This is a genomic window from uncultured Zhongshania sp., from assembly GCF_963975605.1.
GTDB lineage: Bacteria > Pseudomonadota > Gammaproteobacteria > Pseudomonadales > Spongiibacteraceae > Spongiibacter > Spongiibacter aquimaris.
Genome location: NZ_CAXBHN010000002.1, coordinates 388968 through 415808 on the forward strand (window position 1 = coordinate 388968; position 26841 = coordinate 415808).

The 26841-nt window shown below is 49.9% G+C and carries 22 protein-coding genes; 6 read left to right on the top strand and 16 right to left on the bottom strand.

Annotated elements, in window-relative coordinates:
* Position 1 precedes the first annotated feature (1 nt).
* Complete coding sequence (locus AAC007_RS04135; RefSeq protein ID WP_339674724.1) at positions 2 to 2026, top strand: pilus assembly protein TadG-related protein; 2025 nt, start codon at positions 2 to 4, stop codon at positions 2024 to 2026.
* A gap of 81 nt (positions 2027 to 2107) precedes the next feature.
* A complete protein-coding gene (locus tag AAC007_RS04140; RefSeq protein ID WP_339674727.1) occupies positions 2108 to 3265 on the top strand; it encodes a PilT/PilU family type 4a pilus ATPase in 1158 nt (385 codons plus the stop codon).
* Between the two features lie 111 nt (positions 3266 to 3376).
* Here AAC007_RS04140 and recA read toward each other — a convergent pair whose 3' ends face one another.
* Positions 3377 to 4405 carry a recombinase RecA gene (recA, locus tag AAC007_RS04145; protein ID WP_296434029.1) on the bottom strand — a complete coding sequence of 343 codons (1029 nt, stop codon included), beginning with the start codon at positions 4403 to 4405 and terminating at the stop codon, positions 3377 to 3379.
* A gap of 424 nt (positions 4406 to 4829) precedes the next feature.
* Between recA and AAC007_RS04150 the strand changes: the two genes are divergently transcribed.
* The 3 genes from AAC007_RS04150 (at position 4830) to fdxA (ending at position 8747) form a co-directional block, all read left to right on the top strand.
* Entirely contained in the window at positions 4830 to 5522 is a 693-nt protein-coding gene (locus tag AAC007_RS04150; protein ID WP_339674730.1) for a hypothetical protein, read from the top strand.
* A gap of 168 nt (positions 5523 to 5690) precedes the next feature.
* Complete coding sequence (mutS, locus tag AAC007_RS04155) at positions 5691 to 8273, top strand: DNA mismatch repair protein MutS (protein WP_339674733.1); 2583 nt, start codon at positions 5691 to 5693, stop codon at positions 8271 to 8273.
* 150 nt (positions 8274 to 8423) lie between these two features.
* The gene (gene fdxA / locus AAC007_RS04160; RefSeq protein ID WP_219041750.1) at positions 8424 to 8747 is read left to right on the top strand and encodes a ferredoxin FdxA; all 324 of its coding nucleotides are present in this window, start codon (positions 8424 to 8426) and stop codon (positions 8745 to 8747) included.
* 81 nt (positions 8748 to 8828) lie between these two features.
* Here fdxA and rpoS read toward each other — a convergent pair whose 3' ends face one another.
* The 11 genes from rpoS to AAC007_RS04215 form a co-directional block, all read right to left on the bottom strand.
* On the bottom strand, positions 8829 to 9824 hold the full coding sequence (rpoS, locus tag AAC007_RS04165) for an RNA polymerase sigma factor RpoS (RefSeq protein ID WP_339674739.1): 996 nt from the start codon (positions 9822 to 9824) through the stop codon (positions 8829 to 8831).
* 73 nt (positions 9825 to 9897) lie between these two features.
* Positions 9898 to 10686 (bottom strand): peptidoglycan DD-metalloendopeptidase family protein, encoded by a 789-nt coding sequence (locus AAC007_RS04170; RefSeq protein WP_339674741.1) that lies wholly within the window; start codon positions 10684 to 10686, stop codon positions 9898 to 9900.
* Between the two features lie 168 nt (positions 10687 to 10854).
* Positions 10855 to 11760 carry a DUF368 domain-containing protein gene (locus tag AAC007_RS04175; protein ID WP_339674743.1) on the bottom strand — a complete coding sequence of 302 codons (906 nt, stop codon included), beginning with the start codon at positions 11758 to 11760 and terminating at the stop codon, positions 10855 to 10857.
* 64 nt (positions 11761 to 11824) lie between these two features.
* Positions 11825 to 12466, bottom strand: coding sequence for a protein-L-isoaspartate(D-aspartate) O-methyltransferase (locus AAC007_RS04180; RefSeq protein ID WP_295871550.1), 642 nt, complete (start codon positions 12464 to 12466; stop codon positions 11825 to 11827).
* Positions 12467 to 12533: 67 nt separating this feature from the next.
* A complete protein-coding gene (locus AAC007_RS04185; RefSeq protein WP_339674745.1) occupies positions 12534 to 13547 on the bottom strand; it encodes a tRNA pseudouridine(13) synthase TruD in 1014 nt (337 codons plus the stop codon).
* Positions 13547 to 14032 carry a 2-C-methyl-D-erythritol 2,4-cyclodiphosphate synthase gene (gene ispF, locus AAC007_RS04190; RefSeq protein WP_339674747.1) on the bottom strand — a complete coding sequence of 162 codons (486 nt, stop codon included), beginning with the start codon at positions 14030 to 14032 and terminating at the stop codon, positions 13547 to 13549. The genes AAC007_RS04185 and ispF overlap by 1 nt, the downstream gene beginning before the upstream one ends.
* A complete protein-coding gene (gene ispD / locus AAC007_RS04195; protein ID WP_339674750.1) occupies positions 14029 to 14736 on the bottom strand; it encodes a 2-C-methyl-D-erythritol 4-phosphate cytidylyltransferase in 708 nt (235 codons plus the stop codon). The genes ispF and ispD overlap by 4 nt, the downstream gene beginning before the upstream one ends.
* 44 nt (positions 14737 to 14780) lie before the next feature.
* The gene (locus AAC007_RS04200; RefSeq protein WP_295871539.1) at positions 14781 to 15059 is read right to left on the bottom strand and encodes a septum formation initiator family protein; all 279 of its coding nucleotides are present in this window, start codon (positions 15057 to 15059) and stop codon (positions 14781 to 14783) included.
* Between the two features lie 111 nt (positions 15060 to 15170).
* Positions 15171 to 16454, bottom strand: coding sequence for a phosphopyruvate hydratase (gene eno / locus AAC007_RS04205; RefSeq protein WP_295871536.1), 1284 nt, complete (start codon positions 16452 to 16454; stop codon positions 15171 to 15173).
* A 32-nt stretch (positions 16455 to 16486) separates the two neighbouring features.
* Entirely contained in the window at positions 16487 to 17338 is an 852-nt protein-coding gene (gene kdsA / locus AAC007_RS04210; RefSeq protein WP_339674754.1) for a 3-deoxy-8-phosphooctulonate synthase, read from the bottom strand.
* A 36-nt stretch (positions 17339 to 17374) separates the two neighbouring features.
* Complete coding sequence (locus tag AAC007_RS04215; RefSeq protein ID WP_295871531.1) at positions 17375 to 18997, bottom strand: CTP synthase; 1623 nt, start codon at positions 18995 to 18997, stop codon at positions 17375 to 17377.
* Between the two features lie 187 nt (positions 18998 to 19184).
* Between AAC007_RS04215 and AAC007_RS04220 the strand changes: the two genes are divergently transcribed.
* Complete coding sequence (locus tag AAC007_RS04220; RefSeq protein WP_295871528.1) at positions 19185 to 19988, top strand: inositol monophosphatase family protein; 804 nt, start codon at positions 19185 to 19187, stop codon at positions 19986 to 19988.
* 47 nt (positions 19989 to 20035) lie between these two features.
* Here AAC007_RS04220 and secF read toward each other — a convergent pair whose 3' ends face one another.
* The 4 genes from secF to purL all read right to left on the bottom strand — a co-directional run bounded on the left by secF (position 20036) and on the right by purL (position 26829).
* The gene (secF, locus tag AAC007_RS04225; RefSeq protein ID WP_339674758.1) at positions 20036 to 20959 is read right to left on the bottom strand and encodes a protein translocase subunit SecF; all 924 of its coding nucleotides are present in this window, start codon (positions 20957 to 20959) and stop codon (positions 20036 to 20038) included.
* Between the two features lie 9 nt (positions 20960 to 20968).
* A complete protein-coding gene (gene secD, locus AAC007_RS04230) occupies positions 20969 to 22270 on the bottom strand; it encodes a protein translocase subunit SecD (RefSeq protein WP_339674761.1) in 1302 nt (433 codons plus the stop codon).
* A complete protein-coding gene (locus tag AAC007_RS04235) occupies positions 22261 to 22800 on the bottom strand; it encodes a hypothetical protein (RefSeq protein ID WP_339674763.1) in 540 nt (179 codons plus the stop codon). Before AAC007_RS04235 ends, secD begins: the two co-directional genes overlap by 10 nt.
* A 141-nt stretch (positions 22801 to 22941) precedes the next feature.
* Positions 22942 to 26829, bottom strand: coding sequence for a phosphoribosylformylglycinamidine synthase (gene purL / locus AAC007_RS04240; RefSeq protein WP_339674765.1), 3888 nt, complete (start codon positions 26827 to 26829; stop codon positions 22942 to 22944).
* Positions 26830 to 26841 lie beyond the last annotated feature (12 nt).

Here is a 26841-nt window from a genome sequence, read left to right on the forward strand (position 1 = left end):
CATGCAAACACAGCGGCGAATATCAAGTCATTCCTATCAAAAGCAGCGCGGGGTAACGACACTTCTCGCTGTATTGATGATGCTGAGCTTATTTACATTTCTCGCTGTGGTTACCGATACCGGGCGCCTTTATTTAGAAAAACGCACTTTGCAAAAGAATGCAGACTTGGCGGCTTTGGAGACGGCGTTGCTTTATTGCAGAGATCAAACCCTCGATGTAGAAGCAATGACCCTAGAGGATATGAATGTACTATCAGCTCAACGTAATAACTTTCTCGGCAATGACGCAAATAGCACCGTCACGGTAACGCGAAATGGCAATGCAATTACTGTCGCCCTCTCCTATAAAGTACCCGCGTCACTTTTTGAGCAATTGCTTCCAAGTGATGACAATGAGGTCAATCTGACTGCCACCGCTACAGCGAAGGCATGTGAGCCAATTGCGCAGCTAGCAATGCGAAGCAAACTTGCCGAAATTGATAGCAATCAGTCTCTATTACTGAATCCAATTTTAGGCGGCCTACTTGGTACAACGCTCAACCTAAGTGCGGCCGACTGGAACGGAGTATTGGACACTAACATCAATCTACTGAGCTATCTTGACGCGCTGGGAGCCGAGCTAAATCTAGATGCGGGAGATTACAATGGGGTTTTAACTACAGATATTAGCCTTACTGACTTAATTGAAGTTTCAGCGGAAGTACTTAATAACTCAGGGGATACAGCCTCAGTAACAGCCTTTAATACCATAGCTGCCGCAATCCCAGGTTTTACTCCACTAATTAAATTGGGAGATATATTAAACCTACAGACTGGTGCAGACGAGGCTGCACTAGATGCAGACATAAATTTATTTAACCTTATACAAGGATCAATTCAACTTGCATCTGACGGCAACGCGACTGCCGTCGATCTACCCGTGAACCTACCCGGCTTAGCATCCGTATCCGTGCAAGCAAAAATTATTGAGCCACAGCAGCAATCTCCTATCGGCAATCCTGAGACCGATGAAATATATGTCCGCTCCGCACAGGTTAGAACGCTTGTCTCTGTGGACCTGAGCGAAACTGCTCAAATAGTAAATGTACTAACTGGAGTGATTGCGCCGTTCATTGGGCCCGTTGCAGAATTACTTGATGACGTAGTGTCGGGAAATGTATTCGGAGCTGTAGGAAATTTGCTGGAAAATGTTTTCAATGGGTTGGCTACACTCGCTTGCGGGGGATTCCTACAACCCGAATGTCCGAAACAAAAAATTGCGTACCTTGAAATACTTGCGGAACCGCTCCAAATTAATATTGACGCTGGGGGCGGAGAAATTTCCACCTCGCCTAACCAAGCAAACCTGCCGGTTTACATCTGTGCTGGTGAAACGAAAGAGTTAACTGCTATTGTCAAAACGTCACTACTAAGTGCCCGTATAGGCAAAATAGATAACGCCGACGCATTTTCATCAGATGCTCCTCCTGCAACAACCCCATACTCCATCATAGAAATAGGTTACAAAATAGCAAGGCCAAGCTCATGCATAATTGGGATTTGTAGCAATCTGAAATGGGCAACGAATGAAGCTGGCACTAACTTCAACACATCGGATGAGTCAAGTGCCTACGAGCACGTTCAAGGCGGCCTTCAACTGAGTGCTGACACGGAGCTTGTCGGAGCCAACCTCAACACAAGCTTTCAGAACCCCAATTTACCAGAACTTGGCGACCCATGCATTGGAGAGAACCCCGGATGCTACCAACCCATTCCAATTGGGGAGCGAGAGCTGGGGGGGATTGACCTAAATATTGAAGCGTATGGAACGCTAGCCAGTGGGAATCTAAGCTTACTTACCGGACTAATTGATGGTCTGTTAGACGCACTACTAGCAAATGATGGTTTAATCGCAGGTATTGTAAACGCACTTATAGATCCAAATACTGGCGTACCTTTATTGGATATTCTAGGGGCAGACTTAGCCGGCGCCGAAGTTGGCGCTGCCCTCACCTGTGAAAATGACAAAGTGAGATTAACAAATTAAAAGTACACTTCAATTCTATCATCTGTGAAAATGGCGTTAGCCTATAATGATAACGCCATAACAAATCGGTGATTGCAAAATATGACCTTTGATGAATTACTAACCCTTCTAGCCAAAAACGACGGTTCCGATTTATTTCTGAGCACCGGCGCGCCACCTTGCGCGAAGTTCCATGGCAAGTTGAAGCCGCTTCAAAAGGAACCATATCTACCTGGTGACATCAAGGCGGTAGCCTATTCGATTATGGATAGCGAGCAAATCATTGAGTTTGAGCAAGAATTAGAAATGAACTTGGCTTACCATATTCCGAGAGTCGGCCGTTTCCGTGTAAATATATTTAAGCAGCGAAATGAAATCTCGATAGTTGCGCGAAATATTGTCACCGAGATTCCCAACGTTGATGCATTGGGCCTGCCGCCAATATTAAAAGACGTCATTATGACGAAACGCGGTTTAGTCTTGTTCGTCGGTGCGACCGGCTCGGGTAAATCCACTTCACTTGCCGCGCTGATCGACCACCGCAACACCAACAGTAGCGGTCATATCATTACCATTGAAGATCCCATTGAGTTTCTTCATCGGCACAAACGCAGCATTATTAATCAACGCGAAATCGGGATGGACACCAGAAGTTTCCATCAGGCGTTGAAAAACACCCTGCGCCAAGCACCCGACGTTATTCTTATCGGCGAGATTCGCGACCGCGAAACCATGGAGCATGCTCTTGCTTTTGCGGAGACAGGACATCTTTGCATCTCTACCCTCCATGCCAATAACGCAAACCAGGCGCTAGATCGCATTATTAACTTCTTTCCGGAAGAGAGGCGTAATCAACTGCTACTCGACTTGTCCCTTAATTTAAAGTGCTTTGTTTCCCAGCGTTTGGTGCCCACGGAAGATGGTAAGCGCGCCGCCGCGATAGAAATACTGCTGGGCACGCCTACGGTTGCACAGGCAATCCACAAGGGCGAGATAGAAACCATCAAAGAAATAATGAGCAAATCCGAAAATTTAGGGATGCAAACCTTCGATTCCGCATTATTCAAACTCTACGAAAGCGGCAAAATATCCTTTGAAGACGCACTAAAGAATGCAGATTCTGCGAACAACCTACGTCTGCAAATAAAGCTTCGCAGTAGTCGTGGTATTCCAGAGGGAAGTGTCGAGGACGTCGCTAAAGAAGAAAAGCAAAACACCTTCTCGCTTAGCATTGAAACCGATGAAGAAGAGCAAAGCTAGAAGTGATTAGTCGGTAGATGTACTAAAGCTGGGTTAACAAACACAATGAGAAAGCAGCTTAGCGGCAAGACAAAATAACTCATAGCCATTTTGCTTTGCCGCTTAGCTGGCTTATTCAGCAGCCACTTCTTCCTGCACTTTCTTCGCCGTTGGCTTTGGCAGTAACTGCTCGCGAATATTCGCTTCAATTTCCGCAGCAGCTTCAGGATTTTCCGACAGGTATTTAGCGGCGTTTGCCTTGCCTTGACCGATCTTGTCGCCTTTATAGGCGTACCATGCGCCGGATTTATCTACTAAACCGAGCTTAACACCTAGATCGATTACCTCACCCATATGGTAGATGCCGCGACCATATAAGATTTGGAACTCAGCTTGCTTAAATGGTGGCGATACCTTGTTCTTCACCACTTTTACGCGAGTTTCATTACCAGTGACCTCTTCACCCTCTTTCACTGCGCCGATTCGGCGAATATCTAGGCGAACCGATGCGTAGAACTTGAGTGCGTTACCACCCGAGGTGGTCTCTGGGTTGCCAAACATAACACCAATTTTCATACGGATCTGGTTGATAAAGATAACCAGTGTATTGGTCTGCTTGATGCTGCCAGTTAATTTACGCAGGGCTTGAGACATTAAGCGCGCCTGCAAACCAACATGGGAGTCACCCATATCACCTTCGATTTCCGCTTTTGGCACCAAGGCCGCTACCGAGTCGATAACAATCACGTCAACCGAACCAGAACGCACCAGCATATCTGTAATTTCTAGAGCCTGCTCACCTGTGTCTGGCTGAGACACCAATAAGTCGTCCAGATTAACACCGAGTTTTTCGGCGTACTGCGGATCAAGTGCGTGCTCGGCATCGACTATGGCGACGGTTTTGCCCGCTTTTTGCGCTTCAGCCATAACTTGCAAACACAGGGTTGTTTTGCCTGATGATTCCGGTCCGTAGATCTCCACAATACGACCGTAGGGTAAACCGCCAATGCCGAGCGCGATATCAAGGCCCAAGGAACCCGTTGAAACCGAGGGCATCACTTCCCGTGAGCTGTCGCCCATTTTCATGATCGAACCCTTGCCAAACTGACGTTCAATCTGACCCAGCGCTGACTCCAGTGCTTTCTGTTTATTCGGATCCATGTGCTTTCTACCCTTTGTGGAGGTTGATATTAATTACGATGACCTAAATCTACATCCAGCCATACACTGTATATATGATCAGTATTATGCAAGCGCTTGTCAATGGCATAACGCAATTTCTTTCGCCGCCATCCACTTTAATGAACACAAGGCGCCAATTGCGGTATCCGCGCCCTAGCAGCTTGTAGATTTTCGTTTTCGAGGACGCCAATGCAAGCGGAAGGCCGCCCCGACAAAAACGGCCGAAATGAGGGAGTTTATACATCATAAATAACCGATTTGAGTCCGTTTTTAACCCAGCAGTGGCTACATCAACAAGCTGCTAGGAGACACATATTAACGCCTAGGTAATCGCCTGATAAGGAACTGTGCTAAAGTTCGCGTCCCAAAAAAATCACCTTTAATTAACTCACCGGCAAAACCTATGATTCCCTGGAAAAAACTTGGTATCGCGCAGATACCGAACAATGGCGGTGAATTACAATTATCGCAACGCGGAGAAGAGTTTTCGATACGCCTGTCAGGGGTGCGCGGTGAATTGATGAATAGCCGCATTTACAATTCAGAACAGGTACTAGCGGAGTTAGGCTGCGCCTTAATAAAGGAAAAAAGCGATGCGCATGTGTTGGTCGGCGGACTAGGCATGGGCTACACCCTCGCCGCGACCTTGCAAGCTGTCGCCGCTAGCGCACAGGTCACAGTGGCCGAACTTATTCCGGAAGTCGTTGAATGGAATAAGGGGCCTCTGGGTGATTGCGCACAAAACCCCCTGCGTGATCCCCGCACCAAGGTAGTTTTGGGCGACGTTGCCGAACTGCTTGAGAATCAACATGAGCAATACGATGCGATATTGCTAGACGTAGACAACGGCCCTGAAGGTCTCACCCACACCGATAATAATTGGCTGTATTCACAGCGCGGACTGGAATCCATCTCTAGGACTTTACGGCCAGAGGGAATGCTGGCAATTTGGTCAGCCGGCGCAGACAGCATGTTTGCGATTCGTCTTAAAAAAGCCCGTTTTAAGGTATCTATTCACACCGTTCGCGCGCGCCCCGGCAAGGGAAGTCGTCACACCATATTTCTCGCCCAAAAGCCTTGGCGGGCATCGGAGTAAATTTAGCAAACGAGGGCAATCAACGACGCCCTGCGTAGTGGTTTTATATTTGATTTGCTATCCTTGCGCTCTTTATTCAGCGCCATACATCCAGACAACGATATTCGATCTCAACATTTTTATACAACGTCGTTTAGCGCACAAACACACAGAGCATAAGCCACCGCTATGACCATTGACGCAAATATTAGCAGCGCCATAGATCCGGGCCACACGCCCATGATGCAGCAGTACCTAAAAATTAAAGCCGAACACCCCAACGAAATTGTGTTCTATCGTATGGGCGATTTTTACGAGCTTTTTTTTGACGACGCCAAACGTGCATCAGAACTTCTCGATATTACCTTAACCGCAAGAGGCAAATCAGGCGGCAAGCCCATACCAATGTGTGGCGTGCCCCACCACGCAGCAGAAGGCTATCTAGCCAAGCTCGTTAAAGGTGGTTGGTCAGTGGCCATTTGCGAGCAAATCGGCGACCCAGCAACCAGCAAAGGCCCTGTAGAACGCGCCGTCGCCCGAATCGTCACACCGGGTACAATTAGCGACGAAGCCTTATTAGATGAAAGAAAAGACGCCCTGCTGCTAGCGGCTTGTAATCTCGGCCAACAAATCGGCGTTGCCGTGTTAGATATGAGCAGCGGACGCTTCCACGTATTTGAAGTGCTCGGCCAAGCCGCTTTCCTAGGCGAACTGCAGCGCTTGCGCCCCGCAGAGCTGTTGATGTCTGACGATCTTGTTTTAGACGATATGCCCAAATTACCGGGACTGCGGCGCTTACCGCCATGGGAGTTCGATATTGACGCCGCCACCCGCGGCCTATGTCAGCATTTCGGGGTACAAGACCTCGCCGGGTTTGGTTGCGACACCTTAAGCCAGGGTATCGGCGCAGCGGGTTGCCTGCTGCAATACGTCAAAGACACCCAGCGCAGTGCGCTTCCCCACATCAATCAACTCAAACACGAGTCCCGCGATGATGCGGTGGCAATGGACGCCGCTACACGCCGCAACTTAGAACTTGATATCAATCTAGGCGGTGGTACTGAGAACACCCTCGCCTCGGTGTTTGACCGCTGCCAAACCGCGATGGGAAGCCGTTTGCTTCGCCGCTGGCTGCACCGCCCACTGCGCAATCAGTCCACTCTAAATGCGCGACAAAGTGGCGTTATTGGCCTTATTGAGGACTACCACTTTGAATCGGTACGAGACACACTAAAACAGATTGGCGACCTTGAGCGTATTTTATCGCGGGTGGCACTGCGCTCTGCGCGCCCCCGCGATCTATCGCGCTTGCAGCGCTCACTGGCGACACTGCCTTTACTGCAAAGTCAGCTAAAGCCCTTCGACATTCCCTACCTAATTAATTTGCGAAACGAAGTGAGTGAATTTCCGGCACTCGACGACCTGCTGGCCCGCGCAGTAGCAGAAAATCCGCCAATGGTGTTGAGGGATGGTGGCGTTATCGCTGAAGGCTACGACAGCGAACTGGACGAATTGCGCAGCTTGAGTAGCGACGCCGGTGAATTTCTATTAGCGATGGAGCGCCGAGAGCGCGAAAAAACTGGACTCAGCACCCTTAAAGTTGGCTATAACCGCGTACACGGCTACTACATAGAAATAAGCAAACTGCAGGCGGCGCAAGCGCCTGTCGAGTATATCCGCAGACAAACACTCAAAAATGCCGAGCGCTTTATTACGCCAGAATTAAAAACCTTTGAAGACAAAGCCCTCAGCAGTAAAAGCCGGGCACTGGCGCGGGAAAAACATCTTTATGAGTTACTCCTGGACGCGGTCAACGCCGAATTAAATGCGCTGCAAGTTTGCTCGCAGGCACTGTGCGAACTAGACGTCATTGCCAACCTTGCAGAGCGTGCGGTGCAGTTAGAGCTTTGCCGGCCACAATTTTGCAACGAGCCTATATTAGATATCGAGCAGGGTCGTCACCCCGTTGTCGAAAGCGTGCTCGACGACCCGTTTATTGCCAACGACCTAAAACTCGCCGAAGACCGACGCACACTCATTATTACTGGCCCGAATATGGGCGGTAAATCGACCTATATGCGTCAGACAGCATTGATTGTACTGCTAGCTCACATCGGCAGTTTTGTACCTGCAAAAGCCGTCAAACTGAGCTTGGTGGATCAGATATTCACCCGTATAGGTTCCTCTGACGACCTCGCCGGCGGACGCTCGACGTTTATGGTGGAAATGACCGAAACCGCAAATATCCTGCACAATGCAACGGATAAAAGCTTAATCCTGATGGACGAAATAGGTCGCGGCACCAGCACCTTTGACGGCCTATCGCTCGCCTGGGCCTGCGCCATAGACCTAGCTGACCGCGTCCAGGGCTTTACACTATTCGCCACCCATTACTTCGAACTCACCGTATTACCAGAAACCTACCCCAAGGCCGCGAATGTCCACCTTGGCGTAACCGAACACAATGACCATATTGTCTTTCTACACCGTGTTGAAGAGGGCCCTGCCAACCGAAGCTATGGTTTACAGGTCGCTAAACTCGCTGGCATTCCCGCCAATGTGGTTCGCGCCGCTAAAATCAAACTGCAAGAGCTCGAGAATCAAGCCATCGGCCACGGCCAGCTAGTCACCGCGGGGCCTCAAACAGATTTATTTGCCATGCCAACCGCAGAGCACCCTATTATTGAGGCATTAGACGAAATTGACCCCGATAGCCTGAGCCCTCGCCAAGCCCATGAATTACTGTATGCCTTAAAGGCTAAGCTGTCTTAAAACGCGAATTAAATGACTAAGGGGTAAAAACGATTAGGCACATATAAATTATTGTTAAGACTTAGGCTATACCGATTTTTTTCACTGGTGTTACAATACGCCGCTCAAAGAATTACCACCCAAGTCAGGATTAAAAGGGGCTGACCAGAAATGACTTTTGTTGTAGGCGAAGATTGCATCAAGTGCAAACATACAGATTGTGTTGAGGTTTGTCCGGTAGACTGTTTTTACGAAGGCCCGAACTTCCTCGTAATTCATCCTGACGAGTGTATTGACTGCGCATTGTGCGAACCAGAATGTCCGGTAAATGCCATATTTTCTGAAGACGAGCTGCCAGATGACCAGCAAGTATTCTTAGAATTGAACGCAGAACTTGCGGAAGTGTGGCCAAACATCACCGAGATGAAAACGCCTCCTGCCGACGCAGAGGACTGGGCTGGCAAACCCGACAAGCTTCAATACCTTGAGCGCTAAGCATCGCCAAGGCCATTGATAGAACTAAAAAAGCCCGCAATAGCGGGCTTTTTTAGTTCTGCGTACTCTATTCACTGAAGACTAATTAAAGTCCTCTGCAAACAGCGAAGCGGCACTGAGACCATTCGCCTCAAAAAGCACTCGCATACTTTTTAACGCCTCTACCTGAATTTGTCTTACGCGCTCGCGCGTTAAGCCAATTTCACGTCCGACCTCTTCCAGCGTCGACGATTCATGCCCCCGTAAGCCGAACCGGCGAACGACCACTTCGCGCTGCTTTACACTCAACTCGTCAAGCCATTCATCAATACTGCTAGACAAATCTTCGCCCTGCAAAATATCACTGGGATTTAAAGCTTGCGTATCGGCGATCGTATCAAGCAAAACCTGATCGGAATCTTGAGCTAGGGGCACATCTACGGAGCCAACTCGATCCTTAAGCCCGCATAAGCGTTTTGCCTCAGACACCGGACGATCAAGGGCTTCAGCCATCTCTTCAGGCGATGGCATGTGATCTAGCTTTTGAGTGAGCTCTCGCTCCGCCCGCAAATAGCTATTCAGCTCTTTCACTACGTGAATCGGTAAGCGAATGGTTCTTGTCTGATTCATGATCGCCCGTTCAATGGTTTGCCTTATCCACCATGTGGCGTAGGTAGAAAAGCGAAAACCACGCTCCGGATCAAATTTCTCTACCGCACGAATTAAGCCGAGATTACCCTCCTCAACTAAGTCGAGAAGACTCAAACCACGGTTTAGGTATCGTCGGGAAATTTTTACAACCAGCCGCAGATTACTTTCAATCATGCGTTTGCGACCGGCCTGATCGCCTTTGCGCGCAAGACGCGCGAAATGGACCTCCTCTTCGGCGCTTAACAGCGGCGAAAATCCAATTTCACTGAGGTACATCTGCGTTGCATCAAGATCTGTGCTCTGCCTTCGAGCGCGAGGGGATTTAGTGGCTTTTGCAGCCTTTTTTACCGGGGGTTCTGCAATAAAGTCATCGCTACTTGCATCTTCATTATTTGGTATTTCAATTAAACTAGAACGATAATTATTACTTTCTTCATATACCCGCATCGTCGAATCCTTATTTTCGTTTTATTGCTCGACTTGGGTGAAACTTAAGACAATCTCCTGATCGTAATGGCGTTCAGCGCCTAGGAAGCAGTCTCAAAGGATCAACCGGTTTTCCGTCTATACGAACTTCAAAATGTACTTTTGGCGAATCTGTCCCGCTATCACCTAGCTCTGCGATAACCGCACCCGCCTTTACGCTGTCTCCCTCTTTGACTAATAAACGTCGGTTGTGCCCATAAGCACTTAAATAGCGATCAGAGTGTTTGAGAATTAATAGATTGCCATAACCTACTAAACCACTTCCCGAATACACCACCACGCCTGCCTTTGCTGCACGTACAGGCTCACCAATTTTGCCTTTAATATCAATACCTTTATGCTCTTGCCCGGTCGCCACAAAAGATCGAACCAGGGGACCTGAAATCGGCCAGCGCCAAGCCTCGCCAGAATCCAAAACCGCCGGGGTTGATTTAATTGCAGGTTTTGGAATGGGCACTTTTGCCGCCGCAACAGGCTTACTTGGCGTCACACGCGCCTTGCTAGTGGATGGCTTGTTTTTCGTTGGCGCCGGCTTGGCTGCAGCAGCAATGACTCGCGTACTTTCTTGAAGTACCAAGGCTTGACCGGGATAAATTGTATAAGGCGGAGCCAATTTGTTAGCAGTCGCTAACCCTTTAACATTGAATCCGTAACGCCATGCAATTGAAAAAAGCGTATCGCCAGCACTCACAACATAATACGGAGGTGGACGCTCAGAGGGATTATAACGATCAGAAACAGGCGCAGAACCGCCACTTGTAGTGCAAGCTGTAACACTTAAAACCAAGGTGATTATGCCGAAAAAATATCTCAGCATAGCCATCGTGTATCCGTCTTTATAAGCACAAAAATAAGCCTTTTTTGCTAAAGAAGTAACACTAAACTCACATCAAATAATGTGTACTCATACTACGATAAGCCGCCGCCGTGGCTCCCTGATTACTAAAAGTACTTTCAAAAGCACGTAATAGAAAAAAACAGTCTTAAAATATCAATCGTTTTTCGCTATTTTCTCCACAACTAAGACTAAAAACACCCCGGCCACAGCGATTAGCGACGATGCCAACAATTTCGGATCAGCAGTATGGGCATATTCCCAAGGCAAAACATTCTGCCAACCAGGCGCTAGCGACTCAGCCAATAATTGCCCTTGCGCATCGAGCTTCCAAGGCCAAATTATCGTCAATGAGCCCAGCAGTATTCCCGTCAAAGAAGCCAACAACTGCGGTCGATGGTGATGCATCAACCACGACAGCAAGCGAACAAATAACATTAGTCCGACAGCACAACCCGCCATAAAGCTCAGTAGCGACACTATATCAAATTGCTTAATTGCACCGATCACCGGCTCGTACATATCCAGCAGCAGTAGAATAAAACTACCTGATATTCCCGGCAAAATCATTGCGCATATCGCTAAAGCACCCGATAAAAACAAGGACAACGGTGTTGCGGCAATTTCTGCAGGGCGAATCTCACCGATCACAACAGCAAATACAATACCGAAGAGCAACCAGCCTATGTGTCGGCTACTTTGCGGTATTTGGCGAAAAACGATGAGAGCCGAAGCGAGAATCAAACCAAAGAATAGTGCAGCTAATGGCAGAGGATGCTCTTCCAAACCGTAGGAAATCACGCGCGCTAGAGACGCCACACTCACGGCAATTCCCAACACTAAGCTCAGCAGAAACCCACCGTTGATATATTCCCAACACGCGAGCGGGCCAGATTTAAACAGGAGTTTAAGTGCTTGCAGATTACATGCTTTAAGGCTCTCAATCAGCTGGTCATAGATACCTGTAATAAACGCAACCGTACCACCAGAAACACCTGGCACTACATCAGCGGCGCCCATTGCGATACCGCGAACAAATACGCCTAGAGAAAACCCCTTCATCAAACGTCCTTTTTAACTACCAGCTAAGTTTTAATCAATTTACACAACAACTTCACGCAACAAATTAAGCAACCACAACGCCCGCTACCATGGGCACAAATAACACTGGCTCAATTAGCTGCTCTTTAATACCATCTTCGGTTTTGTCGTATACATATAAGGATTGCTGTTTACCCACTGGTCCAACCGGTATTACCAAACGCCCTCCCATTGCCAATTGCTCCAACAATTCCGCGGGCACCTGTTCCGGCGCCGCCGCAGAGAGTATGGCGTCAAACGGGCCGCGATCTTTCCAACCCATACCGCCATCGGCGTGACGCAAATGCACATTGTGTAAGCCGAGTTGGCGCAGACGCTGCCGCGCCTTTTCTTGTAAGGGTCGAATACGTTCTACGCTAAACACCCGCTCTACCATTTGGGCGAGAATCGCGGTTTGATAACCTGACCCAGTCCCCACTTCTAACACACGGGTTCGAGGTCCGTTTGCGAGGAGTAACTCCGTCATGCGAGCAACAATATAAGGCTGAGAAAGGGTTTGCTGAAAGCCTATCGGCAGAGAGCTGTCTTCGTAGGCACGGTGCGACAGGGCTTCATCAAGAAAAATATGGCGGGGAGTCCCCCGTATCACATTCAATACGGCCTTGTCGGTAATCCCTTGTTCTGTCAAACGCTCGATCAAACGATCTCGCGTTCGCTGAGACGTCATCCCTATGCCTTGCAAATTTAAAATTGTCACCGTGTCTTCTCAATAAACATCAGAGCCGAAAAAGCCCCTAGTAATGGATTAATTCTCGCACAAGCGCGGTAGCGAAACAGCCCCTAGGTAGTGAAAATGCTAGTTCTATGGACTGCTTATCGATTTGCTGCCACTGCAAGTCTTTTGGAACGGTTCGCAGAGCGCGTCGCTCCATCGTTAAATTATTCTTCAGTAGGCCCGCACATAGATCGGCAAATTCGCCAAACACCTTTTCTTCAAGCTGCGCGACAGCACCACTCACAGCGACCTTACTCGCGCTGCCATAAAGTGGCCCACTGGGGTGAATATCGCCTTCGCTTAGGCGCTGAACTATGTCAGCATCTATTTCTGCCAAAAACACGCTGCCACTATCGCGCAATGAAAATACATCGCCGTCCAAACCGCGCTGCCAATTTTCTGCGTTGACACGCGCTGCCAATACCGTATTGAAAATTAGCGATCGTGCAGCGGATAAATACATGCCGCGATCGAATCGTCCCGGACTTAAGTCACCGGCAAACCATTGCCGACAGGCATCAATATTGCCGCCACCATGGCCAAATCGCTGCTCGCCGAAATAGTTCGGAAAGCCCTGCCCAGCTATTGGCAGTCTTGCCTCTAGGTCTGCGAGATCACCCGTTAAATCCGTTAAACGGAGAATAAAGCGATTGTAGCGGTGGCTTCCCAGACGCAGTTTTTGGCGATGACGACCCTGCCGTAAAATCTTCCAGCTCTCATTTTCCGGCACGACCCACTGGGGTTTATTTTTCCCCGGCAAATGCACGCAAAACCATTGTCGCGTTACCGCGTGACGATCTTTCTGGCCAGAATACGTTACCGCCCGCGGCTGAACCCCGGCCACTCTTGCCAATTGCCGTGCAACGTACTCGGTATTGTCGCCGCATTTTTCAATCCACAACCAGTCGAATTCACCATCGTCACTGAACTCGAGATCAAACACTTCCTCGACAACAAAATCCTCAGGCCTCGCCTTTAGTACACCAGACACCTTGGGCAAACCTTGCGCTCGGGGCCAATCAGCTAGCTGCATTACTCTGCTCGCTCCAACAACACCACTGCATCCACTGCAATACCTTCACTGCGCCCGACAAATCCGAGTTTTTCCGTGGTAGTCGCTTTCACGCTGATATTGGAAGCTAAAACACCCAAGGTATTAGCAATAGATTCGCGCATCGCCAAAATATAGGGTGCTAATTTCGGCTGTTGAGCCGCAATGGTGAGATCAGCGTTACCGAGACAATACCCCTGATCCAAGACTAATTTGTAGCAATGCTGCAGCAGCACTTTACTATCGGCCCCCGCATACTGCGGATCGCTATCTGGAAAATGTTTGCCAATATCTCCCAGGGCTAAAGCACCGAGCATGGCATCGCACAGCGCGTGGAGTGCAACATCGCCGTCCGAGTGAGCAATTAATCGCCACTGACATGGGATGCGGACACCACATAAACTGATACCGTCCCCTGATTCAATGCGGTGCACATCGTAGCCATGACCAATGCGAATAGCGCTCATTGTTCTTCTCCACGCAGAAACACCTCGGCAATAGCGAGATCATCTGGGTAAGTAATTTTAATATTGCGAGGGCTGCCCTCCACCAACAAGGGTTGATGACCACAGTGCTCTAACGCAGACGCTTCATCAGTCACCAGCAACTGTTGGTCATGGCAAAAGCGCAGCGCATCTCGCAGGTCACCATAGCGAAACAGCTGCGGGGTCAGCGCCCGCCATATTTCCTTGCGATCAACTGTCTCGGCAATTTCCCCCAATGCGGTACTGCGTTTTACGGTATCAACCACCGGCGAAGCTAAAATAGCACCCACCGAATGCGCACAACCCAATTCTATAAGCCTTTTTATATCCCGATTCGAAACACAGGGACGTGCCGCATCGTGCACCAACACCCAATCTGAATCTGCCGCCTTTTCCAAGGCGGCTAAGGCATTCGCTACAGAATGTGCTCGTTCGCTTCCGCCATCAACACGCAACACCCGCGAGTCGTTCGCACAAGATAAGGAAGAAAAAAAATGATCGTCGGGATGCAATGCCACAGCAATGGCGGCAATATCGCTATGCATCAACAATTTTGAAATACTGTGTTCAATAACGGTTTTATCAGCGAGCTTTAGGTACTGCTTTGGCAGCGCAGCACCAAAACGCGCGCCACTTCCCGCAGCCGGGATAACCGCCCATAGGCGCGGCTTATTTATCACTGACATTCTGCCTGTTACTAATCAAGCTATTATTCTTCTTATATAAGTATCTATTCATCGACTATGAGATAAAAAGTCTCACCAGATTTAATCAAGCCCATATCGTTGCGGGCGCGCTCCTCAATACTATCCAAGTCATGCTTCAAGCTGCGCACCTCGCCATGCAATCGCTCATTGCGCAGCTCTAACTCGCTGTTAGTATTTTTTTGAACGGCAATATCTCGACGCAAGCTGGCAATCTGTTCCCAGCTTCCAGTGCCAGTCCAAAGCCGAACTTGCAACATGACAAGTATTGCCAGCAGCAAATAAAATAGCCGACGGCGAGTCATAGCAAGCCCTTTAAAGGGATATTGATGTTCATCCTAATCCAGAACGACGTCCAATAAAAAAGTAATGAGCACTATAAACAAAGAAGGCGGCTACTGCCGCCCCTTATTTTATTACGCTCGGAATTCATCCCGACCGCGGTAAGCCGCGCCTAGTTCGGCTTCAATACGCAGCAGACGGTTGTACTTGGCAACACGATCAGAGCGACACAGTGAACCGGTCTTAATCTGTCCAGCAGAAGTTGCCACCGCTAAATCAGCAATAGTGGTATCTTCAGTCTCGCCGGAGCGATGAGATATAACCGCAGTGTAACCAGCTTCCTTGGCCATTTTGATCGCATCTAGCGTTTCAGTCAGCGAACCAATCTGATTGAATTTAATCAGAATCGAGTTGGCAATATTGTTATCTATGCCACGTTTTAAAATCTTGGTATTGGTCACAAACAAATCGTCACCAACCAATTGCACTCGGTCGCCGATACGACGAGTCAGAGCAGCCCAGCCATCCCAATCGCTTTCGTCCATGCCGTCTTCAATAGAGATAATGGGGTATTTTTGGCTTAACTCATCCAAGTAAGCGGCAAAACCTTCTGCGTCAAATTCCTTACCTTCGCCACTTAGAGAATATTTACCATTTTTGTAAAATTCTGACGATGCGCAATCAAGCGCCAAGGTAATATCTTTACCCAGTTCATAGCCGGCATTGGCAACCGCTTCTGCGATGGCTTCAAGTGCTGCTTCATTTGAGGGCAAGTTCGGCGCAAAACCACCTTCATCACCCACCGCTGTATTTAAGCCGCGGGCAACCAATACTTTCTTCAATGAGTGGAAAATTTCAGCGCCTTGGCGCAGTGCTTCAGCAAAGGTTTCTGCACCCACTGGCTGAATCATAAATTCCTGGATATCAACGTTGTTGTCAGCGTGCTCACCGCCATTGATGATATTCATCATTGGCACGGGCATGGTGTACTGGCCTTCTGTGCCGTTAATCTGTGCGATGCGTTGATACAAAGGAATACCTTTTTCAATCGCTACCGCTTTCGCCGCGGCCAATGATACAGCCAAAATTGCGTTTGCACCCAGCACAGATTTACTCTCAGTGCCGTCTGCCTCAATCATGGCATTGTCGATGGCACGCTGGTCTTCAGCATCCATTCCCATCAACAAATCGCGGATTGTGGTATTGATATTTGCAACCGCCTTTAGTACACCCTTACCCAAATAACGCGACTTATCGCCGTCGCGTAATTCCAAGGCTTCGCGCGAGCCTGTCGACGCGCCGGAAGGAGCACAGGCACTGCCTACGGCGCCCGATGCCAATACGACATCTGCCTCAACAGTGGGGTTTCCCCGTGAATCCAACACTTCAAACGCCTTGATATCGACAATCTCTGCCATGTGAGTTTTCTCCGTCTTAAGTCAAAATAAAATTATTTAATATCTAGCGCCGGTAGAGACTTCACTGTCTCGTCAACCGCTTTCATATGCTCTAGAAATGCTGCCAATGCTGACAATGGTAAAGCACTTGGGCCATCGCATTTAGCGCGATCGGGATCGGGATGTGCTTCCAAGAACAAGCCGCCAATCCCCAGTGCCATGCCGGCACGGCCAAGTTCAACAACTTGATTGCGACGACCACCAGACGCTGCGCCCATAGGATCGCGACACTGCAAAGCGTGGGTAACATCAAAAATAATGGGGGCGCCACCACTGGCTTCACGCATTACCCTAAAGCCCAGCATATCTACCACTAAATTGTCGTAGCCAAAATTACTGCCGCGCTCGCACAGCATGATTTTCTCATTGCCGCACTCTGCAAACTTCTCAACAATATTTTTCATTTGACCGGGGCTGAGAAATTGCGGCTTTTTAATATTAATAACCGCATCTGTCGCCGCCATCGCCGCTACTAAATCGGTTTGGCGTGCTAAAAATGCCGGTAACTGAATAACATCACACACTTCAGAAACCGGGCCAGCTTGATGCACTTCATGCACATCGGTAATCACGGGAATATTAAAAGTTTGTTTTATTTCCTGAAAAATCTTCAACCCTTCTTCCATACCCGGCCCGCGATAAGAGTGCACGGAAGAGCGATTCGCTTTGTCGAATGAGGCTTTGAAAACATAGGGGATGCCCATCTTTCCGCACACTTCAACGTAGTGCTCTGCAATCTGCATCGCCAAGTCGCGGGACTCGAGCACATTCATACCGCCAAACAGGACGAAAGGCTTGTCGTTTGCCACCTCAATACCGGCTACATTGACCACTTTATCTTTCATAGATCGATTCCTTTAACTCGCTCAGCCCAACAATGCTTATTCGCTATGCGCGATAGCAGCGTTAACAAAACCAGTAAACAAAGGGTGGCCGTCGCGTGGTGTAGAAGTAAATTCGGGGTGGAACTGACAGGCGATAAACCAGGGGTGATCTGCGATTTCCACCACTTCAACCAAGCTCTTATCGGCAGACCAACCACCTACTTTTAAACCGGCAGCCTGTAAACGCTCTACGTAGGTGTTATTAACCTCGTAACGGTGACGATGGCGCTCGGTGATCTGTGCACTACCATAAACTGCTGCCACTGCGGAGCCTTCAACCAAATGACAAAGCTGGGCGCCCAAACGCATGGTGCCGCCAAGATCATCATCGTGGGCGCGTTGCTCAACTTCACCGTCAGCAGTGATCCACTCGGTAATCAAGCCAACCACCGGGTTTTTACCGTTGTCGTTAAATTCGCTGCTGTTCGCGTCTGTTAAGCCCAGCACATTGCGAGCAAATTCAATGACGGCAACCTGCATACCCAGGCAAATACCCAGGTAGGGAATTTTATTCTCACGCGCGTACTGAACTGTGCGAATTTTGCCTTCAACACCGCGACTTCCAAAACCACCGGGAACAAGAATGCCGTCCACGCCGTCTAGAATATCTACACCATCAGTTTCTATGACTTCAGAGTCTATATAACGTACCTGCACTTTGGTGCGGCTATGTATACCTGCGTGCTTCAATGCTTCATTTAGGGATTTATATGCATCGAGCAATTCCATGTACTTACCGACCATGGCGATCGTCACGGCTTGATCCTGATGCAGATCACCCTCGATAACAGTGTCCCACTCGGTCAAATCCGCTGGCGGGCAATCCAAACCAAAGCGCTCTACAACTAATTCGTCCAAGCCCTCGGCCGCAAGAAGCGACGGTATGCGATAAATAGAGTCAACATCGCGCAGAGGGATAACCGCACGGGATTCGACGTTGGTGAACAAGGCGATCTTGTGACGGCTGCTTTGGTCAATTTCGTGATCTGAGCGGCACAGCAAAATATCGGGTTGCAAGCCAATAGAGCGAAGTTCTTTTACCGAATGCTGGGTCGGCTTAGTTTTAGTCTCACCCGCCGTGGCAATATAAGGCACCAGAGTCAGGTGCATTAACATGGCGCGCTTGGCACCCAATTCAACCTTTAACTGACGGGCTGCTTCGAAGAACGGTAGACCTTCGATATCACCGACTGTGCCGCCAATTTCAACAATGGCGATATCTGCATCGCCCGCTCCCGCCATCACCCGACGCTTAATTTCATCAGTGATATGTGGAATAACCTGAACAGTGCCGCCAAGATAGTCACCGCGACGCTCTTTGCGCAGTACGGTTTCATAAACCCGACCGGCCGTAAAATTATTGCCTTTGGCCATTTTTGCGCGCACAAAGCGCTCGTAATGCCCCAAGTCCAGATCGGTTTCTGCGCCGTCTTCTGTCACAAACACTTCACCGTGCTGAAACGGGCTCATGGTGCCAGGATCCACATTGATATAGGGATCAAGTTTCAACATAGTGACTTTGAGACCACGCGCCTCAAGAATGGCACCTAGTGATGCTGACGCAATGCCCTTGCCCAAGGACGAAACAACACCGCCGGTGACGAATATAAAACGCGCCATGTAATGCCTTTTTAGATAGTACGAAGAGATATAAGGGCCTGAAAAAGCAGCGCTTGTTCGCCCCCATGAGATGGGACGTCAGTCTAACAGGAAGGACATAGCGAAACAATGAAATTAGGCCTCCGTAGGCTGCTCAGTCTCTGTTATAATGCGCGTCCAATTGCTTGCACATCAAGGCCTTAGTACTATGCAACCCATGCTGAATATCGCATTGCGCGCCGCCCGTAAAGCCGGCGACCTTATCGCGCGCGCTTCTGAACAAATCGACCGGGTTCAGATTGAAACCAAGGGCGAAAACGATTTTGTTACTGAAATAGACCGCAAGGCCGAACAGGAAATCATTTATCACCTGCAAAAAGCCTACCCAGATCACGGCTTTTTAGGCGAAGAATCAGGTCAAACCGGCAATGCCGACAGCCCCTATCAATGGGTAATTGACCCCATTGATGGCACAACCAATTTCGTTCGCGGTATTCCGCATTTCGCGGTTTCTATTGCCTGTGTACATCAAGGCCAAATTGAACACGCCGTTATTTTAGACCCCATTCGCCGCGAAGAATTTACCGCTAGCCGCGGTCGCGGTGCACAGGTCAACGGACGCCGAGTTCGGGTAACCATGAACGCGAGTTTAGAAGGCGCTCTGATTGGTACCGGCATCCCGTTTAAAGCGCGCAATGAAGCACATATCCCCGCCTATATGCGCAGCCTGGAGGCAATCGCCGGTGAAACAGCGGGTATCCGCCGCGCTGGCGCCGCCTCATTAGATTTGGCCTATGTCGCCGCTGGACGCCTTGATGGCTTCTGGGAAATTGGCCTAAACAAGTGGGATATCGCTGCAGGAATTTTGCTAGTGCGTGAAGCCGGCGGTTTAGTCAGCGACTTTAAAGGCGGTGGTAATTACTACGAGAGCGGCAACATTGTCGCCGCCAATCCAAAATGCTTAAAGGGTATTTTGCAGGCTATTCGCCCGCATCTAGAAAATATTCGATAGCTTTTAAACGCGTCAGACGCCCAACGTCTGACGCGCGACCGGCCCTGTTAAGGCAAGTCGTCAATCTGCGCTCCCTCTTTCTCCACCACGATCAAATCATCTTGACTGATTTTCATGGTTAGCAACAAGCTCGCCACAATATAGATAGAAGAATACGTACCCACACCAATACCGATCAGCAATGCCAGCGCGAAGCTGTGGATCATTTCGCCGCCAACAAACGCCAGCGCCAACAACACCAGCAAGGTTGTCCCTGAGGTAACCAAAGTACGATCGAGGGTTTCGGTCAATGAAATATTGATGATCTCGTCGGGGTCGTGTTTACGCAGCTTTCGCAAGTTCTCGCGAATACGGTCAGCAACAACAATCGAGTCATTAAGCGAGTAACCGATAACAGCCAGAATGGCCGCAAGTACGGTTAAATCAAAATCCCAGCCGACCAGGGCGAAAATACCGAGGGTAATGAGAACATCATGCCCCAACGCAGCCACCGCACCGATAGAGAATTTAACTTGGAAGCGCATGGCAACGTAAATCAACACCACGACAAGGGCCAGTAGCACTGCCAAACCGCCCTGCTCCCTCAGCTCCTCACCCACTTGCGGACCAACAAACTCAATACGACGAAGCTCAACTTCGGCCTCGGTGCCCGCCTGTAACACCGCGAGAACCTCTTCGCCCAAGGTTGGACTCATGCCCTCCGGCATTCTCACAAGCACATCAGTATCCGAGCCAAAATTAACAACTATCGCACTTTCGTAACCTGCGGTGCGCAAATCCTCCCGCACCTGCTCCAGCGGCACCGACTCTTCGTAAATAACCTCTATTAAGGTGCCACCGGTAAAATCCAGGCCAAAATTTAAGCCCTTTACAGCCAATACCGCCACAGAAGCGACCATTACCGCGATAGACATGAGCATCGCGATGCGACGCGCACCCATAAAGTTAACAATTTTTTTAGTGTCAGACATACGTTTCCCCTAGATCGCCAGCTTAGTGATACGACGACCGCCGTAAACGAAATTAACAACCGCGCGGGTACCCATGATCGCAGTGAACATCGACGTTAAGATACCGATTGACAAGGTCACCGCAAAACCGCGAACCGGGCCAGTCCCTACGGCGTATAAAATCACCGCCACTAACAAGGTCGTAATATTCGAGTCCATAATGGTGACAAACGCACGTCCGTACCCCGCCTCAATAGCGTGCTGCACTGATAGGCCTTCGCGTAACTCCTCCCGTATTCGAGAGAAAATAAGCACGTTTGCGTCAACTGCCATACCCACTGTCAGTACAATACCGGCGATACCCGGCAGGGTTAAGGTCGCCCCCAACAATGACATACAGGCAGTTAATAAAATGATATTTGCGCCAAGCGCGACTACCGCAATAACACCAAATACGCGGTAGTAAACAATCATAAATAGAGCAACCATGCCTAGGCCGATCTTGACGGCATTAAGCCCCTTCTCAATATTTTCTGCCCCCAGCGATGGCCCGACAGTGCGCTCTTCGACAAAGTCGATAGGCGCCGCCAGCGCACCAGCACGCAGTAATAATGAAAGCTCCGCCGCTTCACCCGGCGCATCAAGACCGGTTATACGGAACTGCACACCCAAGGCATCTTTAATTGTGGCAAGGCTGATAATTTTCTTCTCGTCGTAGGGGACTTTCACCGCCTGCTCAACGCCATTGGCATCACGCTCATAGTGAGTACGACTCTTGCGCTCAATAAACAACACACCAAGGCGGCGGTTGATATTGTGACGCGTCACTCTGTGCATCAAGGTACCGCCCTGACTATCTAGAGTGATATTGACCTGTGGCATACCATTCTGATCAAAGCCTGCCTGCGCATTTGCGACACGCTCACCAGTGATAACCACATCACGCTCTAACCATGCACTCGGCTCGCCGCGGCCAGGATTGCGAAATTCAAATTGCTCGCGATCAGATAGTGGCGCGTCGTATTTTGCCTCTAGACGAAAATCCAAATTCGCTGTCTTGCCAAGTATACGCTTGGCTTCAGCGGTGTCCTGGATGCCTGGTAATTCCACCACAATCCGGTTGCGACCTTGACGCTGAACCAAAGGCTCAGATACACCGAGCTCGTTCACGCGATTACGCAGGGTCGTTAAGTTTTGGCTAACAGCATAATCTTCAATTTCCTTGCGCTTAGCCTCACCAATAATGGCGCGCAGGTAAAAAGCATCATCGCCGCTAGGTGAGTCGAGACGCTCGCCGGTCAACTCAGTAAAGTCTTTGCGGATCAAACCCAAGGCGGTGTCGCGCAGCTCAGCAGAGGTGAACTTACCCGAAATAATGCCGTCTTCTTTTTTATGCCTGAGCTGTAATGCTCCAGGCGCGTGGCAATCGCTGAATCCGTATCAACCTCTAACAAAAAATGCACACCGCCACTTAAATCCAGGCCCAGTTTCATCGCCTGCGCGCCCAGATTACTGAGCCAATCAGGTGTGTTTGATGCCAGATTCAATGCCACAACGTAGCCGTCACCCAGAGTGCGCTGCACAATACGCTGTGCACGTAATTGCATATCAGTTTCGTACAAACGAATCAGGCCAGACTTACCGGTCTCATCCGCTTTTTCACCAAAGTGCTCAATGCCACCAGCATCTAAAGCGGTAGACAAACGCGTCATGAGGGCTTGGTCGATGACTACACCGCTGCTGTCGCCAGAAACCTGCAGGGCAGGATCTGGTCGATAAAGGTTAGGCACCGCGTAGAGAAAACCGATCCCCAGCACTGCAATAATCAGCAGGTTTTTCCAGAGCGGATATTTATTTAGCATTGTATTTCCACCAAAACCGTCTGTCGCGACGGTGTCTATTTAGTAACGGACGCCAACAATGGACGTTAATAACAGACGGAGCACCCCTGAACCGCCCTTGTAAAAACGCCGGCACAAGCCGGCGCTCATTTACCTACTTTCTTAATTTACCCATACACGTGCATTGCGGAACAAGCGCATCCAACCGCTATCTTCCACTGAATTGTCTGCCACCCAAGAATTTTGCACGGTGCGGAAAACCCGTTCCGGATGCGGCATCATGATGGTAACGCGACCATCAACACTACTAGCACCAGCAATCCCAAATGGCGAACCGTTCGGATTGGCGGGATAGCGTTCAGTCGCATTCAGCTGATTATCAATAAATTGCAGCGCCACTTTCCCACTCTGCTGTAAATTCTGCAAATGAGCAGAATCTGCAAACTCCGCACGACCTTCGCCGTGGGCAACGGCAACCGGCAAATGCGACCCCGCCATACCAGTTAGTAATATGGAGGGTGATTCGGGGATTTCAACCAAGGAAAACCGCGCTTCGAACTGTTCTGAGCGATTGCGCACAAAACGCGGCCAGTATTCTGCACCCGGAATTAAGGAGTGCAAATTAGACATCATCTGACAACCGTTGCACACCCCAAGCGAGAAGGTGTCGCTGCGCTGAAAGAAGCCGGCAAACTCGTCACGCGCCAAACCATTAAACAAAATAGTTTTAGCCCAGCCCTCGCCCGCACCTAATACGTCACCGTAGGAAAAACCACCGCAGGCGGCAAGGCCTTTAAAATCTTGCAAGCTGACACGGCCGCTTAAAATGTCACTCATATGAACATCAACAGCGGTGAATCCAGCCCGATCGAATGCCGCGGCCATTTCCATCTGACCATTGACACCCTGCTCCCTAAGGATAGCGACTCGCGGACGAACGCCGGTGTTTACAAAAGGGGCGGCAATATTATCCTGCGCATCGAAACGCAATGACTGGCTTAAACCGGGGTCGCTTTCTGTGATTGAGTCAAATTCCTGTTGCGCACACTCTGGATTATCCCTTAGTGATTGCATACGGTAACTCAGCTGCTGCCATTTCAACTGCAGCGCCAAGCGATCATCTCTAAGAACTTCAACACCACCAAAACTAATCGCAACGTCACTACCGGCCACAGCGCGACCTATTTCTTGGACACAGGCGGCGATGCCATGCGCAGCAAAGGTATCTATCACCGCTTCAACATCAGCGCAGCGTACCTGTATCACCGCACCGGCTTCTTCAGCGAACAGTGCGCCATGCAGTTTGCCGTGGGCATTCAGCTCAATATCTAGACCACAATGACCAGCAAAAGCCATCTCTAACAAAGTGAGTACCAAACCGCCATCAGAGCGATCGTGGTAGGCCATTATTTTTTGCTCTTCTAACAACTGTTGGATTGCATTGAAGAAACCAGCCAACACCGCAGGGTCATCAATATCTGGCGCGTCATTGCCAACCTGCTGATAAACCTGCGCTAAACACGAGCCACCCAAACGCTGCTTACCCGCACCCAAGTCAATTAATAACAAGGCATTGTCGTCAAGGTCGGTGCGCAGCTGCGGCGTGACCGTTTTACGGACGTCCGCTACGGGACTAAACGCAGTAATGATAAGCGACATAGGCGCGGTAACGGCTTTACTGTCAGCGCCGTCCTGCCAGGTGGTGCGCATCGACATGGAATCTTTGCCGACGGGAATAGTAATACCCAGCGCCGGGCAAAATTCCATACCCACTGCCTTGACCGTGTCGAATAGTATCTCGTCTTCGCCAGCATAACCCGCCGCGCACATCCAGTTGGCAGAGAGTTTGATATCAGAAATCTTTTCAATCCGGCTCGCAGCAATATTGCTTAGCGCTTCCGCAACAGCCATGCGCCCCGACGCCGGGCCATCGATAAGTGCAAGCGGCGTGCGCTCGCCCATCGCCATGGCTTCACCGGCGTAAGAGTCGTAGCTAACCGTTGTTACCGCACAGTCTGCAACGGGGACTTGCCACGGCCCAACCATTTGATCTCTATGTACCTGCCCGGTAATAGAACGGTCGCCAATTGTGATCAAGAAATTCTTGGCGGCAATGGTAGGCAGGGCCAAAAGTCGATCCAGGGCGTCTTCCACATTAATGGCAGATGCATCAAAGGCCGGTAGCTGCGGATTTTGACGAGTAATCTCGCGGTGCATTTTTGGCGGCTTACCAAATAGCACCGACATAGGCAGATCAACCGGGTTATTGTCGAAATGGGTGTCGCCAACACGCAGACGCTTATCGGCAACAGACTCGCCAACCACTGCATACGGCGCGCGTTCGCGATCACAGATGGCTTCAAAGGTGGCGAGGTTTTCAGGTGCAATGGCAATGACATAGCGCTCTTGTGACTCGTTGCACCAAATTTCTAGTGGCGACATGCCCGGTTCATCGTTGGGCACTTTGCGCAATTCAAAATCACCACCGCAACCACCGTCTTTAACCAACTCGGGGAATGCATTAGAGAGTCCGCCGGCGCCAACATCGTGAATAAAGGCAATGGGGTTGTTGTCAGCCATCGCCCAGCAGCGGTCGATCACCTCTTGGCAGCGACGTTCAATTTCAGGGTTTTGACGTTGCACAGAGGCAAAATCCAAATCTTCAGTAGAGGCACCGCTGCTCATTGACGACGCCGCGCCACCGCCCAAACCAATCAACATAGCCGGCCCACCCAAGGCCACTAATTTATGACCGGCTGGAAATTCGGTTTTAAGCACGTGCTCTTCTTTTATATTACCGTAACCACCGGCGATCATTATTGGTTTGTGATAGCCGCGACGCTCTTCGCCCGCCGCACCCACGGCATTTTCTTCGAAGCTGCGGAAGTAGCCACATAAATTAGGTCGGCCAAACTCATTATTAAAGGCGGCGCCCCCAATAGGCCCGTCCAACATAATATCGAGTGCGGAAACAATGCGGCCGGGCTTGCCGTAATCGGCCTCCCAAGGTTGTTCAAACCCAGGGACACGCAAGTTAGATACGCTAAAACCACTCAAGCCCACCTTGGGCTTAGAACCTCGACCTACCGCCCCCTCATCACGTATCTCGCCGCCAGAGCCAGTACCGGCACCGGAGAACGGGGAAATTGCGGTGGGGTGATTATGGGTTTCCACCTTCATCAATAAATGAATATCTTCTTGGTGGTACTGGTATTCAGCGGTGCCAGGTTCAGGATAAAAACGGCCGGCGCGGTGACCTTTTACCACAGCTGCGTTATCTGAATAGGCGCTTAGTACATCCTCACCACCCAGTTCGTGGGTGTTTTTTATCATGCCGAATAAAGAGTGGGACTGCAGCTCGCCATTAATAGTCCAGCTGGCGTTAAATATTTTATGGCGGCAATGCTCGGAGTTCGCCTGCGCAAACATCATCAACTCGACATCGCTAGGATTGCGCGCCAGCTGAATAAAACTCTCTAGCAGATAATCGATTTCATCGTCTGCAAGGGCGAGCCCCAGTTCGCTATTCGCGGCGACTAACGCATCGCGGCCTCCCGCGAGCACATCGACCGCCTGCATCGGCTTTGGACTCTGGCGGCTAAACAGCACACTCGCTTCTTCCGGCGTGTTTAATACCGACTCCACCATACGGTCGTGGATTGACGCCAAAAGCAGGGCTTGCTGCTCGCCATCAATATCACCCTCAATATCGAAGTGGTACTGCACGCCGCGCTCAATTCGCGCGATCATATCCAAGCCACAGTTGTGGGCAATATCGCTCGCCTTGCTAGACCACGGCGAGATGGTGCCAGGTCGAGGCACCACGAAATAACTCAGGCCTCCACCGGCAATAAACTCGGCGCGGGGGCCATATTGCAACAACTGGCTCAACACATCGCTGCGCTCAGTATCGAGCTCAGCAGCGGTATCTACCAAGTGAATAAATTGAGCACTCACTCCCCGCAGAGCGGGAATTGAGGCGGCCAAAGCGGCCTTTAATTTTTCTATACGGAAATCTGAAAGCGCTGGGGCACCAGGAAGAATAAGCATTCGGGGCGACAA

What these genes read in the sequence shown, in the direction of transcription:
- AAC007_RS04135 (WP_339674724.1), top strand. Translation starts at nt 2, where the DNA reads ATGCAAACACAGCGGCGAATATCAAGTCATTCCTATCAAAAGCAGCGC.
- AAC007_RS04140 (WP_339674727.1), top strand. Translation starts at nt 2,108, where the DNA reads ATGACCTTTGATGAATTACTAACCCTTCTAGCCAAAAACGACGGTTCC.
- recA (WP_296434029.1), bottom strand. Translation starts at nt 4,405, where the DNA reads ATGGATCCGAATAAACAGAAAGCACTGGAGTCAGCGCTGGGTCAGATT.
- AAC007_RS04150 (WP_339674730.1), top strand. Translation starts at nt 4,830, where the DNA reads ATGATTCCCTGGAAAAAACTTGGTATCGCGCAGATACCGAACAATGGC.
- mutS (WP_339674733.1), top strand. Translation starts at nt 5,691, where the DNA reads ATGACCATTGACGCAAATATTAGCAGCGCCATAGATCCGGGCCACACG.
- fdxA (WP_219041750.1), top strand. Translation starts at nt 8,424, where the DNA reads ATGACTTTTGTTGTAGGCGAAGATTGCATCAAGTGCAAACATACAGAT.
- rpoS (WP_339674739.1), bottom strand. Translation starts at nt 9,824, where the DNA reads ATGCGGGTATATGAAGAAAGTAATAATTATCGTTCTAGTTTAATTGAA.
- AAC007_RS04170 (WP_339674741.1), bottom strand. Translation starts at nt 10,686, where the DNA reads ATGGCTATGCTGAGATATTTTTTCGGCATAATCACCTTGGTTTTAAGT.
- AAC007_RS04175 (WP_339674743.1), bottom strand. Translation starts at nt 11,760, where the DNA reads ATGAAGGGGTTTTCTCTAGGCGTATTTGTTCGCGGTATCGCAATGGGC.
- AAC007_RS04180 (WP_295871550.1), bottom strand. Translation starts at nt 12,466, where the DNA reads ATGACGTCTCAGCGAACGCGAGATCGTTTGATCGAGCGTTTGACAGAA.
- AAC007_RS04185 (WP_339674745.1), bottom strand. Translation starts at nt 13,547, where the DNA reads ATGCAGCTAGCTGATTGGCCCCGAGCGCAAGGTTTGCCCAAGGTGTCT.
- ispF (WP_339674747.1), bottom strand. Translation starts at nt 14,032, where the DNA reads ATGAGCGCTATTCGCATTGGTCATGGCTACGATGTGCACCGCATTGAA.
- ispD (WP_339674750.1), bottom strand. Translation starts at nt 14,736, where the DNA reads ATGTCAGTGATAAATAAGCCGCGCCTATGGGCGGTTATCCCGGCTGCG.
- AAC007_RS04200 (WP_295871539.1), bottom strand. Translation starts at nt 15,059, where the DNA reads ATGACTCGCCGTCGGCTATTTTATTTGCTGCTGGCAATACTTGTCATG.
- eno (WP_295871536.1), bottom strand. Translation starts at nt 16,454, where the DNA reads ATGGCAGAGATTGTCGATATCAAGGCGTTTGAAGTGTTGGATTCACGG.
- kdsA (WP_339674754.1), bottom strand. Translation starts at nt 17,338, where the DNA reads ATGAAAGATAAAGTGGTCAATGTAGCCGGTATTGAGGTGGCAAACGAC.
- AAC007_RS04215 (WP_295871531.1), bottom strand. Translation starts at nt 18,997, where the DNA reads ATGGCGCGTTTTATATTCGTCACCGGCGGTGTTGTTTCGTCCTTGGGC.
- AAC007_RS04220 (WP_295871528.1), top strand. Translation starts at nt 19,185, where the DNA reads ATGCAACCCATGCTGAATATCGCATTGCGCGCCGCCCGTAAAGCCGGC.
- secF (WP_339674758.1), bottom strand. Translation starts at nt 20,959, where the DNA reads ATGTCTGACACTAAAAAAATTGTTAACTTTATGGGTGCGCGTCGCATC.
- AAC007_RS04235 (WP_339674763.1), bottom strand. Translation starts at nt 22,800, where the DNA reads ATGCTAAATAAATATCCGCTCTGGAAAAACCTGCTGATTATTGCAGTG.
- purL (WP_339674765.1), bottom strand. Translation starts at nt 26,829, where the DNA reads ATGCTTATTCTTCCTGGTGCCCCAGCGCTTTCAGATTTCCGTATAGAA.